The sequence below is a fragment of the Variovorax sp. H27-G14 genome (assembly GCF_046156345.1).
GTDB lineage: Bacteria > Pseudomonadota > Gammaproteobacteria > Burkholderiales > Burkholderiaceae_C > Variovorax.
Map to the genome: position 1 here is coordinate 158,641 of NZ_JAYLVN010000014.1, position 13,267 is coordinate 171,907.

At 64.7% G+C, this 13,267-nt stretch carries 15 protein-coding genes; all 15 read left to right on the forward strand.

The annotated features are described in order from the left end of the window. The 15 genes from VLK31_RS26395 to VLK31_RS26465 all read left to right on the forward strand — a co-directional run bounded on the left by VLK31_RS26395 (nt 1) and on the right by VLK31_RS26465 (nt 12,750). Entirely contained in the window at nt 1–1,023 is a 1,023-nt protein-coding gene (locus VLK31_RS26395; RefSeq protein WP_409171430.1) for a Tim44 domain-containing protein, read from the forward strand. A 53-nt stretch (nt 1,024–1,076) separates the two neighbouring features. After that, entirely contained in the window at nt 1,077–1,634 is a 558-nt protein-coding gene (locus VLK31_RS26400) for an SCP2 domain-containing protein (protein WP_409171432.1), read from the forward strand. Beyond that, nucleotides 1,631–3,196 (forward strand): ubiquinone biosynthesis regulatory protein kinase UbiB, encoded by a 1,566-nt coding sequence (ubiB, locus tag VLK31_RS26405; RefSeq protein WP_409171433.1) that lies wholly within the window; start codon nt 1,631–1,633, stop codon nt 3,194–3,196. The genes VLK31_RS26400 and ubiB overlap by 4 nt, the downstream gene beginning before the upstream one ends. A gap of 13 nt (nt 3,197–3,209) precedes the next feature. Continuing rightward, nucleotides 3,210–4,658, forward strand: coding sequence for a sodium:solute symporter family protein (locus VLK31_RS26410; RefSeq protein WP_409171434.1), 1,449 nt, complete (start codon nt 3,210–3,212; stop codon nt 4,656–4,658). Between the two features lie 102 nt (nt 4,659–4,760). Next, nucleotides 4,761–5,123, forward strand: coding sequence for an FmdB family zinc ribbon protein (locus VLK31_RS26415; RefSeq protein ID WP_409171435.1), 363 nt, complete (start codon nt 4,761–4,763; stop codon nt 5,121–5,123). 21 nt (nt 5,124–5,144) lie between these two features. After that, the gene (locus tag VLK31_RS26420) at nt 5,145–5,777 is read left to right on the forward strand and encodes a DUF502 domain-containing protein (RefSeq protein ID WP_409171436.1); all 633 of its coding nucleotides are present in this window, start codon (nt 5,145–5,147) and stop codon (nt 5,775–5,777) included. 40 nt (nt 5,778–5,817) lie between these two features. Next, nucleotides 5,818–7,623 (forward strand): aspartate--tRNA ligase, encoded by a 1,806-nt coding sequence (gene aspS, locus VLK31_RS26425; protein ID WP_409171437.1) that lies wholly within the window; start codon nt 5,818–5,820, stop codon nt 7,621–7,623. Between the two features lie 8 nt (nt 7,624–7,631). Further along, entirely contained in the window at nt 7,632–8,108 is a 477-nt protein-coding gene (nudB, locus tag VLK31_RS26430; protein WP_409171438.1) for a dihydroneopterin triphosphate diphosphatase, read from the forward strand. Then, nucleotides 8,105–8,869, forward strand: a complete 765-nt coding sequence (locus tag VLK31_RS26435) for an endonuclease/exonuclease/phosphatase family protein (RefSeq protein WP_409171439.1) — start codon at nt 8,105–8,107, stop codon at nt 8,867–8,869. The genes nudB and VLK31_RS26435 overlap by 4 nt, the downstream gene beginning before the upstream one ends. Before the next feature lie 70 nt (nt 8,870–8,939). Then, the gene (gene folE, locus VLK31_RS26440) at nt 8,940–9,671 is read left to right on the forward strand and encodes a GTP cyclohydrolase I (RefSeq protein ID WP_409171440.1); all 732 of its coding nucleotides are present in this window, start codon (nt 8,940–8,942) and stop codon (nt 9,669–9,671) included. A 3-nt stretch (nt 9,672–9,674) separates the two neighbouring features. Further along, nucleotides 9,675–10,097, forward strand: coding sequence for a BLUF domain-containing protein (locus VLK31_RS26445; RefSeq protein ID WP_409171441.1), 423 nt, complete (start codon nt 9,675–9,677; stop codon nt 10,095–10,097). Nucleotides 10,098–10,104: 7 nt separating this feature from the next. Beyond that, nucleotides 10,105–10,986: an EamA family transporter gene (locus VLK31_RS26450; protein ID WP_409171442.1), complete on the forward strand. Its 882-nt coding sequence runs from the start codon at nt 10,105–10,107 to the stop codon at nt 10,984–10,986. 4 nt (nt 10,987–10,990) lie between these two features. Then, nucleotides 10,991–11,824, forward strand: coding sequence for a DUF429 domain-containing protein (locus VLK31_RS26455; protein WP_409171443.1), 834 nt, complete (start codon nt 10,991–10,993; stop codon nt 11,822–11,824). A 121-nt stretch (nt 11,825–11,945) separates the two neighbouring features. Next, nucleotides 11,946–12,143 carry a CsbD family protein gene (locus tag VLK31_RS26460; RefSeq protein ID WP_409171444.1) on the forward strand — a complete coding sequence of 66 codons (198 nt, stop codon included), beginning with the start codon at nt 11,946–11,948 and terminating at the stop codon, nt 12,141–12,143. A gap of 79 nt (nt 12,144–12,222) precedes the next feature. Then, nucleotides 12,223–12,750, forward strand: coding sequence for a BON domain-containing protein (locus VLK31_RS26465; protein ID WP_409171445.1), 528 nt, complete (start codon nt 12,223–12,225; stop codon nt 12,748–12,750). The last annotated feature ends 517 nt before the right edge of the window (nt 12,751–13,267 follow it).

The window sequence follows — 13,267 nt, forward strand, 5'->3', positions numbered from 1 at the left end:
ATGAAGAATTTGGGTACTTTGTTTTTGGCTGCTGCGTTGGTGCTGGGCAGTGTCCAGGCCGAGGCGGCTCGCATGGGTGGCGGCAAGTCGGTGGGGCGCCAGTCGTCCAACGTGACGCAACGCCAGGCCACGCCGCCCGCCGCGCCGGCGCAGCAGAACGCGACCAACGCGGCTGCGAAGCCTGCAACGCCTGCACCCGCTGCCGCTGCACCTAAGCGTCCGTGGGGCGCCATGCTCGGCGGCCTGGCCGCTGGCCTGGGTCTCGCATGGCTCGCGCATTCGCTGGGCATGGGTGCCGGCTTCGGCAACATCCTGCTGATCGGCCTGCTGGTGCTGGCCGGTGTGGTGGTGTGGCGCATGATCAAGGCGCGCTCGCAGGCCTCGGGCGCAAGCCGCCAGGGTGGCTTTGCGTTCCAGGGCGCGGGCGCCAGCCCGAGCAACGCCAGCGCGCCGGCGCAGTACAGCCCGGCCAACGTCGGCAACGACGCATCGGCACGCCCATGGGAGCGCACCGCCACTTCGTTCGATGCCGCTCCTGCGAATGACACGCCGCACGGCAGCAGCCTTTCCGCGGCAGGCGCCGCGGCCGGTGGCAGCATGATCGGCTCGGCACTCGGCGGTTCGCAGTCCTGGGGCATTCCCACGGGCTTCGATGTCGACGGTTTCCTCGGTGCCGCCAAGCGCAACTTCGTGACGCTGCAGGACGCCTGGGACCGCGCCGACGTGTCGATGCTGCGTTCGATGATGACCGACAGCATGGTCGAAGAAATCCGCACGCAGCTGGCCGATCGCGCCGGCCACACGGGCGGTGCCTCGAACAAGACCGAAGTGGTCATGCTCGACGCCAAGCTGCTGGGCATCGAAGAGCTGCCCGAGGCCTACATGGCCAGCGTGGAGTTCTCCGGCATGATCCGCGAAGACGCCTCGGCCGGCCCTGGCCCGTTCCGCGAAGTGTGGAACATGACCAAGCCGACCAACGGCAATGGTGGCTGGCTGGTGGCAGGCGTGCAGGCACTGCAGTAAAAAGCTGAAACGCGGCCGTCACAGGGCCGCGGCACTGACGAGATAATGGGGACATGGCCACACCATCGTCCCCATTTTCTTTTCTCGGCGACCTGTTCAACCGCATCGGCGAGCGTCTGCAACCGCCCGACTGGGCGGTTCATGAAATTCAGCACCGCGTCGTCCTGTTCCTGAACCATGTGCTTCAGCAGGAGCCCGAAGCCCAGCAGCGCCTGTTGCGCCAGCAGGGCAGGGTGGTGCGCTTCCAGTGGCGCTTTGTCACGATGGAGCTGGTGGCCACGCCCGCCGGCCTGCTCGACCTGGCCCCCGCCGGCGCAGTGCCCGAGCTGACGCTCACCGTCACCGACGATTCCCCCCTCGATATAGCCCGTGCCACGCTGCGCGGTGACAAGCCTGCCGTGCAGATCATCGGCGACGTGCAGTTGGCCGCCGAGGTCAACTGGCTTGTCGACCACGTGCGCTGGGACGTCGAGGACGACCTGGCCCGCGTGATTGGCGATGTGCCCGCGCACACGCTGGGCAACGCCGTGCGCCGCGTCGCTGGCGCGCTGCGCCAGTTCGTCGGCGACCGCGCGGCCAAGGCCGCCGGCTCGGTGGGCAAGGTCGAATGAGTCGCTTCTACCGCGGCCTGTTCATCGTCTGGGTTGCGCTGCGCTACGGTCTCGATGAGCTGGTGCTCACGAGCTTCCAGAAGCCTTGGCTGAAAGTGGTGGCGCGCATCGTGTCCATCGGGCGCAACCTGGACGCGCCGCGCGGCCAGCGGCTGCGCGAAGCCCTGGAGCGGCTCGGCCCCATCTTCGTGAAGTTCGGCCAGGTGCTGTCGACGCGGCGCGACCTGCTGCCGCCCGACATCGCCGACGAGCTGGCGTTCCTGCAGGACCGCGTGCCGCCGTTCCCATCGGCGGTGGCCATCGCCACCATCGAGCGCGCGTTCCGCCGCCCGGTGGGCGACGTGTTCATCCAGTTCGACGAAACCCCCATCGCCAGCGCATCGATCGCGCAGGTGCACTTTGCGACCATCCGCACCAACCAGGGCGATGTGCGCGAAGTGGCCGTGAAGGTGCTGCGCCCCAACATGCGCGGCGTGATCGAAAAAGACCTGGCGCTGATGGCCATGATGGCCGGCTGGGTCGAAGGGCTGTCGGCCGACGGCAAGCGCCTGAAGCCGCGCGAGGTGGTCGGCGAGTTCGACAAGTACCTGCACGACGAGCTCGACCTGGTGCGCGAGGCCGCCAATGCGGCCCAGTTGCGCCGCAACATGGCCTCGCTCGACCTGGTGATGATTCCCGAGATGTTCTGGGACTTCTGCCACCCCGAGGTCATGGTCATGGAGCGCATGAAGGGTGTGCCCATTGCGCAGATGGACCGCCTGCGCGCGGCCGGCGTCGACATTCCCAAGTTGGCGCGCGACGGTGTCACCATCTTCTTCACGCAGGTGTTCCGCGACGGCTTCTTCCATGCCGACATGCACCCGGGCAACATCCAGGTGAGCCTGGAGCCGGAGACCTTCGGTCGCTACATCTCGCTGGACTTCGGGATCATCGGCACGCTGACCGAGTCCGACAAGGAATACCTGGCGCAGAACTTCGTGGCCTTCTTCCGGCGCGACTACAAGCGTGTGGCCGAGCTGCACCTGGAAAGCGGCTGGGTGCCGGTGGGCACCCGCATCGACGAGCTGGAGGCCGCCATTCGCACCGTGTGCGAGCCGTACTTCGACCGGCCGCTGAAGGAGCTGTCGCTGGGCATGGTGCTGATGCGCCTGTTCCAGACCTCGCGCCGCTTTCAGGTGGAGATTCAGCCGCAGCTGGTGTTGCTGCAGAAGACGCTGCTCAACATCGAAGGCCTGGGCCGCAACATCGACCCCGACCTCGACCTGTGGGCCACGGCCAAGCCCTTCCTCGAGAAGTGGATGGTCGACCAGATCGGCCCGAAGAAGCTGCTGCAGCAACTCAAGGCCGAGGCGCCGCGCTACGCGAAATTGCTGCCCCAGTTCCCGCGGCTGTTGCACGATTTTCTGGAAAATCGCCCCGCCGACAACCGGCGCGAGCTGCTCGAACTGCTGGCCGAACAGAAACGCACCAACCGGTTGCTTCAGGCCATCGTCTACGGTGGCATAGGTTTTGTATTGGGGTTGCTCGCCATGCAGTTGCTGGTGCGCGTGCGTTTGTTCTAGAGGAGTCTTCGTTGTGCTGCTGACGCTGGTCATCGTCTATCTGCTGGTCACCATCGCCATCGGCCTGTACGCCGCCAAGCGGGTGAAGAACACCACCGACTTCGCCATTGCCGGGCGGCACCTGCCGCTCTTCATGATCGTCACAACCACCTTCGCGACCTGGTTCGGCTCCGAAACGGTGCTTGGCATCCCCGCGAAATTCATCGAAGGCGGGCTGCACGGCGTGGTGGAAGACCCGTTCGGCGCGGGCACCTGCCTGATCCTGGTGGGCCTGTTTTTCGCGGGCAAGCTGTACCGCATGACGCTGCTGACCATCAGCGACTACTACCGCGAGCGCTATGGGCGCACCGTGGAGGTGGCCTGCTCGCTGATCATCATGCTGAGCTACCTGGGCTGGGTGTCGGCGCAGGTCACGGCGCTGGGGCTGGTGTTCAATTTGCTTTCTGCAGGCGCCATCAGCATTCCGGTGGGCATGGTGATCGGTGTGGTGTCGATCCTGGCGTACACGCTGTTCGGCGGCATGTGGTCGGTGGCCGTCACCGACTTCATGCAAATGATCATTCTGGTGAGCGGCCTGGCCGTGATTGCGGTGTTCGCGGGCAACATGGCCGGCGGCGCCGACAAGGTGGTCGCCTTTGCCGTGAGCAAGGACCTCTTCAAGTTCTGGCCCGAGCCCAACTGGCACGACATGGTGTTCTTCTTTGCGGCCGCCATCACGATGATGCTCGGCTCCATTCCGCAGCAGGACGTGTTCCAGCGCGTGATGTCGGCCAACAGCGTGAAGGCGGCCACCCGAGGCCCGGTGATCGGCGGTGTGGCGTACATCCTGTTCGCCTTCGTGCCGATGTTCCTGGTGGCCAGCGCGCTGCTGATCATGCCGCAGGAGGTGGCCGTGCTGCTGAAGGAAGATCCGCAGAAGGTGCTGCCCACGCTGGTGCTGCAGAAGATGCCGTTCGTGATGCAGGTGCTGTTCTTCGGTGCGCTGCTCTCGGCCATCAAGTCGACCGCCTCGGCCACTTTGCTGGCGCCCAGCGTCACCTTCACCGAGAACATCTGGCGTCAGTTCCGCCCGGCCGGCACCGACCGCGAGAACCTTCGCACGATGCGCATCACGGTGCTGCTGTTCAGCGCCGCCGTGCTGGCTTATGCCATCCGCATGCAGGGCACGCCGATCTACGAACTGGTCTCCGGCGCCTACCAGGTGCCGCTGGTGGGCGCTTTCGTGCCTCTGGTGTGCGGGCTGTACTGGCGCCGCGCCACCACGCAGGGCGCCATCGCCTCGATCGTGCTTGGCATCGGCGTGTGGTTGCTGTTCTTGTGGATGCCCTGGGGCAACGCTTTTCCGGCGCAGTTGGCGGGCGTGTTGTGCGCGTTCGTGGGCATGGGGGTCGGTTCGCTGCTGCCGCAATGGGTGGCCAACACGCACACGCCGCACCGTCCTTTGGCGACGGAACCCGCCTGAAGCCGGGGCCTGGGCGCCGGTCCGGGCGCCCTTTGGCGGGGGCGGCCCTATAATCGAGGGCTTTGCGAGCGGCAGCTGCGCCGCTTTTTTTAACCCATTCCCATGCCCATTTACGCCTACAAGTGCAGTGCCTGCGGCTTTGCCAAAGACACTTTGCAAAAGATGTCCGACGCGCCCCTCACGGTGTGTCCGAACTGCGGCGCGAGTGCGTTCGAAAAACAGGTCACGGCCGCCGGCTTCCAGCTCAAGGGCTCGGGCTGGTACGTGACCGATTTTCGCGACGGTGGCGGCAAGAAGGCCGAACCGGCCGCCGCACCCGCTTCGGGCGACGCCGCCTCATCCGCCAAGCCCGGCGAGTCGTCCTCATCCTCTTCTTCCGCCGCGCCAGGCCCGGCGCCCGCAGCGGCACCCGCGCCCGCTGCCCCGGCTCCCGCGCCGGCCCCTGCCGCCAAGAGCGGCGACTGACCCCTACACACACCGACCGCCATGCTCGCCCTGCGCAAATGGTTGTTCTCCGGCTTGCTGGTGATCGTTCCGCTGTTCATCACCCTCGCGGTGCTGAAGTGGATCATCGACACGCTGGACCAGACGCTCTGGGTGCTGCCCGGCGCCTGGCAGCGCTGGCTCTACGACAACAACGTGCGCGGGCTGGGCGTGCTGCTCACGCTGGCAATCTTGCTGGTGGTGGGGGCGGTGGCCAGCAACTTCGTGGGCAAGCGCCTGCTGGGCTGGGGCGACGCCGTGGTGCGGCGCATTCCGGTCGTGCGCTCGATCTATTCGAGCGTCAAGCAGGTGTCGGACACGCTGTTCTCCGAGAACGGCAATGCCTTTCGCACGGCGGTGCTGGTGCAGTGGCCGCGTGAAGGGCTCTGGACCATCGCCTTCGTCACCGGCACGCCCGGCGCCGACGTGGTCGAGCACCTGGGCGGTGGCGACTACCTCGGTGTCTACGTGCCCACCACGCCCAACCCGACGGGCGGCTACTTCGTGATGCTCAAGCGCAGCGACTGCATCGAACTGAAGATGAGCGTGGACGAAGCGCTCAAGTACATCGTCTCGATGGGGGTGGTCGTTCCAGGCGGCCCCTCTGCGGTGGCGGTGAAGTCTTCCAACTCATAAAAACGAACGCGCCCACAAGGCGCCGGAATGGATTGTTCCTATGGCCATGCGTACTCAATATTGCGGTCTCGTGACCGAAGCCCTGCTGGGCCAGACCGTCACTCTGTGCGGCTGGGTCAACCGTCGCCGCGACCACGGCGGCGTGATCTTCGTCGACGTGCGTGACCGCGAAGGCTACGTGCAGGTGGTGTGCGACCCCGATCGCGCCTCTACCTTCGCCGTGGCCGAGAACCTGCGCAACGAGTTCTGCATTCAGATCACCGGCCTGGTGCGCGCGCGCCCCGAAGGCACGACCAACGACGGCTTGAAGAGCGGCAAGATCGAAGTGCTGTGCCACGAGCTGAAGGTGCTCAACCCCTCGGTCACGCCACCGTTCCTGCTGGACGACGACAACCTGTCGGAAACCACCCGCCTCACGCACCGCGTGCTCGACCTGCGCCGCCCGGCCATGCAGCGCAACATGATGCTGCGCTACAAGGTGACGATGGAAACGCGCAAGTTTCTCGATGCCAACGGCTTCATCGACATCGAGACCCCGATGCTGGGCAAGTCCACGCCCGAAGGCGCGCGCGATTACCTGGTGCCCAGCCGCGTGCACGACGGCAGCTTCTTCGCGCTGCCGCAGTCGCCGCAGCTGTTCAAGCAGCTGCTGATGGTGGCCGGCTACGACCGCTACTACCAGATCGTGAAGTGCTTCCGCGACGAAGACTTGCGCGCCGACCGCCAGCCCGAATTCACGCAGATCGACATCGAGACCTCGTTCCTGTCGGAAGAAGAAATTCGCGAGATGTTCGAAGGCATGGTGCGCACCATGTTCCGCAACGCCGCGGGCATCGACCTGCCGGTGTTCCCGACCATGACGTACGGCGACGCGATGTTCAAGTACGGCTCGGACAAGCCCGACCTGCGCGTGAAGCTCGAGTTCACCGAACTCACCGAGCTGATGAAGCGCGTGGAATTCAAGGTGTTCTCGAACGCCGCCACCATGGAAGGCGGCCGTGTCGTGGCGCTGCGCGTGCCCGGCGGCGGTGCCGAAGGCGGCATGTCGCGCGGTGAAATCGACGCGTATCAAGAATTCGTGAAGATCTACGGCGCCAAGGGCCTGGCCTACATCAAGGTCAACGATGCAGCAGCCGGCCGCGAAGGCCTGCAAAGCCCGATCGTGAAGAACCTGGACGACAACACGCTGGCCGAAATCATCGCCCGCACGGGTGCGTGCAACGGCGACATTCTGTTCTTCGGCGCCGACAAGGAAAAGGTCGTCAACGACGCCATTGGCGCGCTGCGCGTGAAGATCGGCCACAGCCCCTTCGGCAAGAAGAGCGGCCTGTTCGACGATCGCTGGGCACCGCTGTGGGTGGTCGACTTCCCGATGTTCGAGTTCGACGAGGAAGGCCAGCGCTGGAGCGCCGTGCACCACCCGTTCACCGCGCCCAAGGACGGCCATGAAGACCTCATGGACACCGCGCCCGAGAAGTGCATTGCCAAGGCCTATGACATGGTGCTGAACGGCATCGAGATGGGCGGCGGTTCGGTGCGTATCCACCGTGAAGAAGTGCAGAGCAAGGTGTTCCGCGCGCTGAAGATCAGCGCCGAGGACGCGCAGCTCAAGTTCGGCTTTCTGCTGGACGCGCTGCAGTACGGCGCACCGCCGCACGGTGGCATTGCCATTGGCCTGGACCGCCTGGTCATGCTGATGACCGGCGCCGAGTCGATTCGCGACGTCATCGCCTTCCCCAAGACCCAGCGCGCGCAAGACCTGCTGACGCAGGCGCCGAGCCCGGTCGACGAGAAGCAGTTGCGCGAGCTGCACATCAAGCTGCGCAACACGGCGCAGGCGGACTGACACCCGCCATGACGACCGGCACCCGACCCTGGAAGATTCCGGAGTCGGTGCTGGTCGTGATCCACACTCCGGCACTCGATGTGCTGCTGATCCGGCGTGCGGACGCCGAGACCGACTTCTGGCAGTCGGTCACCGGCAGCAAGGACCTCGCCGACGAACCGCTGGCGCTCACGGCGGCGCGCGAGGTGGCCGAGGAAACCGGCGTCCAGTGCGGCGCGGGCACGCCCCTGGCGTCCCGGCTCGTCGACTGGGGCCTGACCAATGTCTACGAAATCTATCCCCGCTGGCGAGCCCGCTACGCGCCAGGCGTGACCCACAACACCGAGCACCTGTTCGGCCTTTGCGTGCCCGAACGCCTCACGCCGGTGCTGGCACCGCGCGAGCACACCGACTGGCGCTGGCTGCCGTACCGCGACGCGGCCGGCGCCTGCTTTTCCCCATCGAACGCCGAAGCCATTCTGTTGCTGCCAGAATTTGCCCGATGAACCAGCCCGCAGCAGCACACAACCTTCGGGTCGCGACCTACAACATCCACAAGGGTGTGCAAGGCATCGGCCCCGCACGCCGGCTCGAAATCCACAACCTGGGCCACGCCATCGAGCAGCTCGACGCCGACATCGTCTGCCTGCAGGAAGTGCGCAAGATGAACCGGCAGGCCGCGGCGCGTTTCGCGCGCTGGCCCGAGCTGCCGCAGGCCGATTTTTTGGCGCCCGAGGGCTACACCGCCGTCTACGAGACCAATGCCGTCACCCGCCACGGCGAGCACGGCAATGCGCTGCTCACGCGCTGGCCGGTGATTCGCACCAGCCACCAGGACATTTCCGACCACCGCTTCGAGCAGCGCGGGTTGCTGCATGTGGTGATCGACGTCGACGGCCAGCCGGTGCACGCGATCGTGGTGCACCTGGGCCTCATCAAGGGCAGCCGGGTGCGCCAGATTGCTCGGCTGCGCGAGTTCATCGACCGCGAAGTGCCGCCCGACGAGGCCGTGGTGGTGGCGGGCGACTTCAACGACTGGGGCGCGCGCATGCGCTACGCCATGAACGCGATGGGGATGCGCGACGCCAGCGATCTGCGCGGTCCGCGCACGCTCACCTACCCGTCGCGCCTGCCGGTGGCGCAGCTCGATTTCGTTTACGGGCGCAAGTTGGAGCCGCTGGCCTGTACCGTGCCCCGGGGCCCGATATGGGCGCGAATGTCCGATCACCTGCCGCTGGTGGCCGATTTCACGCTACTTAATTCATAGCATTGCTCCGAGAAGGGGCGGGCGTTGCAGCCCGAATGCCCTGGAGTCATTCACTGGTACGATCCCCGCCATGCTGAGGAAAACCGACGTCGAACCGCTCCCCGATCGAAAAGACGATGACGAGGGCACCCCCGTCTCCGTGAAGATCCGCGAGCGCATCACCGCAGCGCGCAAGCGCTTCAATGCCAACGACAACATTGCCGCGTTCATCGAACCGGGCGAGCTGGAAGCGCTGCTCGACGAGGTCGAGGTCAAGATGAAGGGCGTGCTCGAGAGCCTGGTCATTGACGTCGAGAACGATCACAACACCGACAACACCGCACGCCGCGTCGCCAAGATGTACGTGAACGAGGTGTTCCGCGGCCGCTATGTGCCGCCGCCCGCGCTCACCGAGTTCCCCAACGCAGAGCACCTGAACGAGCTGATGATCGTCGGCCCGATCACCGTGCGCAGCGCCTGCTCGCATCATTTCTGCCCGATCATCGGCAAGCTCTGGATTGGCGTGATGCCCAACGAGCACACCAACGTGATCGGCCTGTCGAAGTACGCGCGCCTGGCTGAATGGGTCATGGGCCGCCCCCAGATTCAGGAAGAAGCCGTGGTGCAGCTGGCCGACCTGATCCAGGAGAAGACGCAGCCCGACGGCCTCGCGCTGGTGATGGAAGCCGAGCATTTCTGCATGGCCTGGCGCGGCGTGAAGGAAATGGACAGCAAGATGATCAACTCCGTGATGCGCGGCGTGTTCCTCAAGGACCCGAGCCTGCGCCGCGAATTCCTTTCTCTTCTTCCCCGAAAGAGCTGAGCCATGCTGGTCCGACTTCTCTACGCCAGCCGCGCCGTCGACACCAGCCCCGCGGCCATCGATTCGATCCTCACGCAGTCGCGCACGCACAACCCGGCATGCGGCATCACCGGCATCCTGTGCTACGGGGCCGGCACTTTTCTGCAGGCCATCGAGGGCGGACGCATGGCCATCAGCGAGTTGTATGGGCACATCCAGCGCGATGCGCGCCACAAGGACGTGGTGCTGCTGCACTACGAAGAAATTGCCGAGCGCCGCTTCGGTGGCTGGACCATGGGGCAGGTCAACCTGTCCAAGCTCAACGCCTCGACGCTGCTGAAGTACTCCGAAAAGCCAGAGCTCAACCCCTACACGGTGTCGGGCAAAGTTTCGCTGGCGCTGCTGGAAGAACTGATGGCCACCGCCGCCATCGTCGGCCGCCACTGACCCTGGGGTGCCGCTCTCCGCATTCGCGCTGATCCTGCTCGCCGGGGTCATTCATGCCAGCTGGAACATCGCCGCCAAGAAGGCGAACGGTGACGCGCGCTTCAGCTTCCAGACCAGCGTTTTCAACATGCTCATCTGGGCGCCCGTGGGCGTCACGCTGGGCTGGAACGTGGTGCCGGGCTGGGGGCTGACCGAATGGGGCTTCGTCGTGCTCAGCGGCGTGCTGCACATCTTCTATTTCATCGTGCTGCTGCGCGGCTACCGCCGCTCCGATCTGACGGTGGTGTATCCGCTGGCGCGCGGCTCGGGGCCGTTGCTGTCGTCGCTGGTGGCGGTGCTTTTTCTCGGCGAGAAGATCAGTCTCTTTGGCGTGGCGGGCATCGCGGGCGTGGTGATCGGCGTGTTCCTCATTGCCGGCGGGCCGAAGCTGTGGCGCAAGGCGCAAGACCCGGTGCAGCGCGAGCGCGTGCACAAGGGCATTCGCTACGGCGTGCTCACCGGTGGCTTCATCGCGGCCTATACCGTGACGGACAGCTATGCAGTCAAGTTCCTGGCCATGTCGCCGATCCTGCTGGACTACTTCGGCAACCTCGTGCGAATGGTGTTGCTGACGCCCGTTGCGCTGAAGGACCGTGCCACCACCGCGCGCATGTGGCGTGAACAGTGGAAGTACGCGCTGCTGGTGGCGGCGGTCAGCCCGGTGTCGTATGTGCTGGTGCTGTATGCGGTGCAGCAGGCGCCCATCTCCCATGTGGCGCCGGCGCGCGAGGTGTCGATGCTGTTCGCCGCGCTGATCGGAGGACACCTGCTGCGCGAGGGCGATCGGTTGCTGCGGCTGCTGGGCGCGCTGTTCATCGCCGCCGGCGTAGTGGCGCTGGCCCTGGGCTGAGGCGATGTTGCTGTTCGGTTGCGACTTCTCGAGCGCGCCGACGCGGCGCAAGCCCATCGTGGTTGCGGTGGGCGAGCAGGTCGGCACCGATCATGTCGTGCTGACGCGCCTTCAACGTTTTTCCACGCTCGACGCATGGGGCGACTGGCTGAACTCCACGCCGGACTGGGTGGGCGGCTTCGACTTTCCGTTCAGTCTGCCGCGTGAATTGGTCGTGCAGCTTGGCTGGCCCTTGCAATGGGAGCCTCTGATGATCCATTACGCCAAGATGAGTCGCGCCGACATCCGGAACACCTTTGCCGCGTTCTGTGCGGCCCGTCCGGTCGGCGGCAAGTTCGCTCATCGCGCCGCCGACGCGCCCGCCGGCTCCAGTCCGTCGATGAAGTGGGTGAATCCGCCGGTGGCGTACATGCTTCATGCGGGCGTGCCGCGTCTGTTGGCCGCGGGTGCGCGTATTCCGGGTTTGCATGCGGGTGAGCAGGGTGATGCGGGCGGGCGCGTCGCGCTGGAGGCGTATCCCGGAATGCTGGCGCGCGAACTGATTGCCCGGCGCAGCTACAAGAGCGATGACCTGGCCAAGCAGACGCCGAAGCGCCTTGCTGCGCGCGCCGATCTGCTGCGAGCGCTGGAAGCTGGCCGCACGCGTCTGGGCCTGAAGCTCTGTGTCAGCGCGGAGCAGCGCGCCGAACTGCTGGCGGATGCGCGCGGCGATGACATCGACGCGGTGCTCTGTCTTGTTCAGGCCGCCTGGGGCTTTCAGCGCGCCGATAGCCGCGGGCCGGGATTCGGCTTGCCCGAATGCGTCGATTCGCTTGAAGGATGGATCGTCACCGCCTGATCTTTGTTGTCCTACACCGCTTCGGGCTTCCGGCGGCGTTCGGTGGGGCCGGGCAGCGCCTAAATTGAAGTCAGTGGGTCATGTCGGCTCACATATTTCACCTACCCAGGAAGGAACCGCAATGAACAAGGACCAAGTATCAGGCCGCGTCGAAGAGGCCAAGGGCAAGCTGAAGGAAGTTGCCGGCAAGGTTGTCGGCAATGAGAAGCTCGAAGGCGAAGGCGTTGCCGATCAAGCCGCAGGCAAGGTACAGAAGACCTATGGCGACGTGAAGGAAAAGGCCAAGGACGCCATCAAGACTGGCGCCGACAAGCTGTGACCGGACAAAGGGCTGCACGCACCCGCACGACGGGTAGCCGCAGCCCTTTTCCTTTTTGCGCGATCGACAGGAGGTTCCCATGAGCAAACAAGAGCAAAACACCCCATTCCTCGCCAAGCCGCATTCGCGCGCTTGGCTCGCCGTGCTTCTGGCTGGCGCTGCCCTGACGCTGGCTGCTTGCGACAAGTCTGATAGCCGCACAGCGGGCGAGAAGCTCGACAGTGCCGTGGCCAAGACGGAACAGGCCGCGGAAACAGCTGCTGCCAAGACAGGTGAGGCCGTCAAGGAGGCCAAGGCCAAGGTCGACGCATCTGGCACCACCGCAGAGTTGAAGGATGGCATGGCCAATGTGAAGGAGGCAGCCAAGGAGGTTGGCTCCGCAGTGAGCGCGAAGGTGGACGACGCCGCCATCACTGCTTCTGTTTCGGCGGGCCTGGCCAAAGACCCGGATCTGAGTGCAATCAAGATCAATGTCGACACAAAGGCTGGTGCGGTGAGCCTGAAGGGGCCGGCACCCACGGCCGCAGCCAAGGCGCGCGCCGAAGAGATTGCCAAGGGTGTTCAAGGCGTCATGTCTGTAGATAACCAGCTGGAAGTGAAGAGCTGAGCTGTTCACTTCAGCGACTGGCACAAGCCCGGCACGTCCGGGCTTTTTGCTGCCCGGTCAAAAAATTTTGGTTTCGTTGACCATGCTGTCGAAAACTGTGCATAATCGAGGGCTCGACTGACACACACTTCAAGGTGTGAATCGCGGTCAGGCTCTCCGGGGTTTGGCAGCGAGTTGGTGGATAAAAAAACTTCCTTCGAAGTTGACGCGGTTTGAAAAAGCAGTGCATAATCGAAGGCTTCGCTGAAACGGATTCAGCGGCTTGTTGCGAAAGTAGCGGGTTGCGGAAGAAGAAGAAAGCGAAAAAAGTTTGACGGTACTTAAAAAACCGTGATAGACTACAAGGCTTCGCTGATCACAGCAAGCAAGCCGAAGCAGACAATGAGTTTTCTTCGGGGTTCGTTAAAAATTTACAGCCGATAAGCGTGGGCGTTTGAAGGTAATTGCGTAAGTTCTTCGGAACAAGTCGCAAGACTTAAAAACGCTCATGAAGATAGAAGTGAAAGTTCACTTTAAT

Excerpts from the sequence above, each read along its gene's own strand:
- VLK31_RS26435 (WP_409171439.1), top strand. The coding sequence starts at position 8,105 with ATGAACCAGCCCGCAGCAGCACACAACCTTCGGGTCGCGACCTACAAC.
- VLK31_RS26445 (WP_409171441.1), top strand. The coding sequence starts at position 9,675 with ATGCTGGTCCGACTTCTCTACGCCAGCCGCGCCGTCGACACCAGCCCC.
- VLK31_RS26460 (WP_409171444.1), top strand. The coding sequence starts at position 11,946 with ATGAACAAGGACCAAGTATCAGGCCGCGTCGAAGAGGCCAAGGGCAAG.
- folE (WP_409171440.1), top strand. The coding sequence starts at position 8,940 with ATGCTGAGGAAAACCGACGTCGAACCGCTCCCCGATCGAAAAGACGAT.
- nudB (WP_409171438.1), top strand. The coding sequence starts at position 7,632 with ATGACGACCGGCACCCGACCCTGGAAGATTCCGGAGTCGGTGCTGGTC.
- VLK31_RS26465 (WP_409171445.1), top strand. The coding sequence starts at position 12,223 with ATGAGCAAACAAGAGCAAAACACCCCATTCCTCGCCAAGCCGCATTCG.
- ubiB (WP_409171433.1), top strand. The coding sequence starts at position 1,631 with ATGAGTCGCTTCTACCGCGGCCTGTTCATCGTCTGGGTTGCGCTGCGC.
- VLK31_RS26395 (WP_409171430.1), top strand. The coding sequence starts at position 1 with ATGAAGAATTTGGGTACTTTGTTTTTGGCTGCTGCGTTGGTGCTGGGC.
- aspS (WP_409171437.1), top strand. The coding sequence starts at position 5,818 with ATGGCCATGCGTACTCAATATTGCGGTCTCGTGACCGAAGCCCTGCTG.
- VLK31_RS26420 (WP_409171436.1), top strand. The coding sequence starts at position 5,145 with ATGCTCGCCCTGCGCAAATGGTTGTTCTCCGGCTTGCTGGTGATCGTT.
- VLK31_RS26415 (WP_409171435.1), top strand. The coding sequence starts at position 4,761 with ATGCCCATTTACGCCTACAAGTGCAGTGCCTGCGGCTTTGCCAAAGAC.
- VLK31_RS26400 (WP_409171432.1), top strand. The coding sequence starts at position 1,077 with ATGGCCACACCATCGTCCCCATTTTCTTTTCTCGGCGACCTGTTCAAC.
- VLK31_RS26455 (WP_409171443.1), top strand. The coding sequence starts at position 10,991 with ATGTTGCTGTTCGGTTGCGACTTCTCGAGCGCGCCGACGCGGCGCAAG.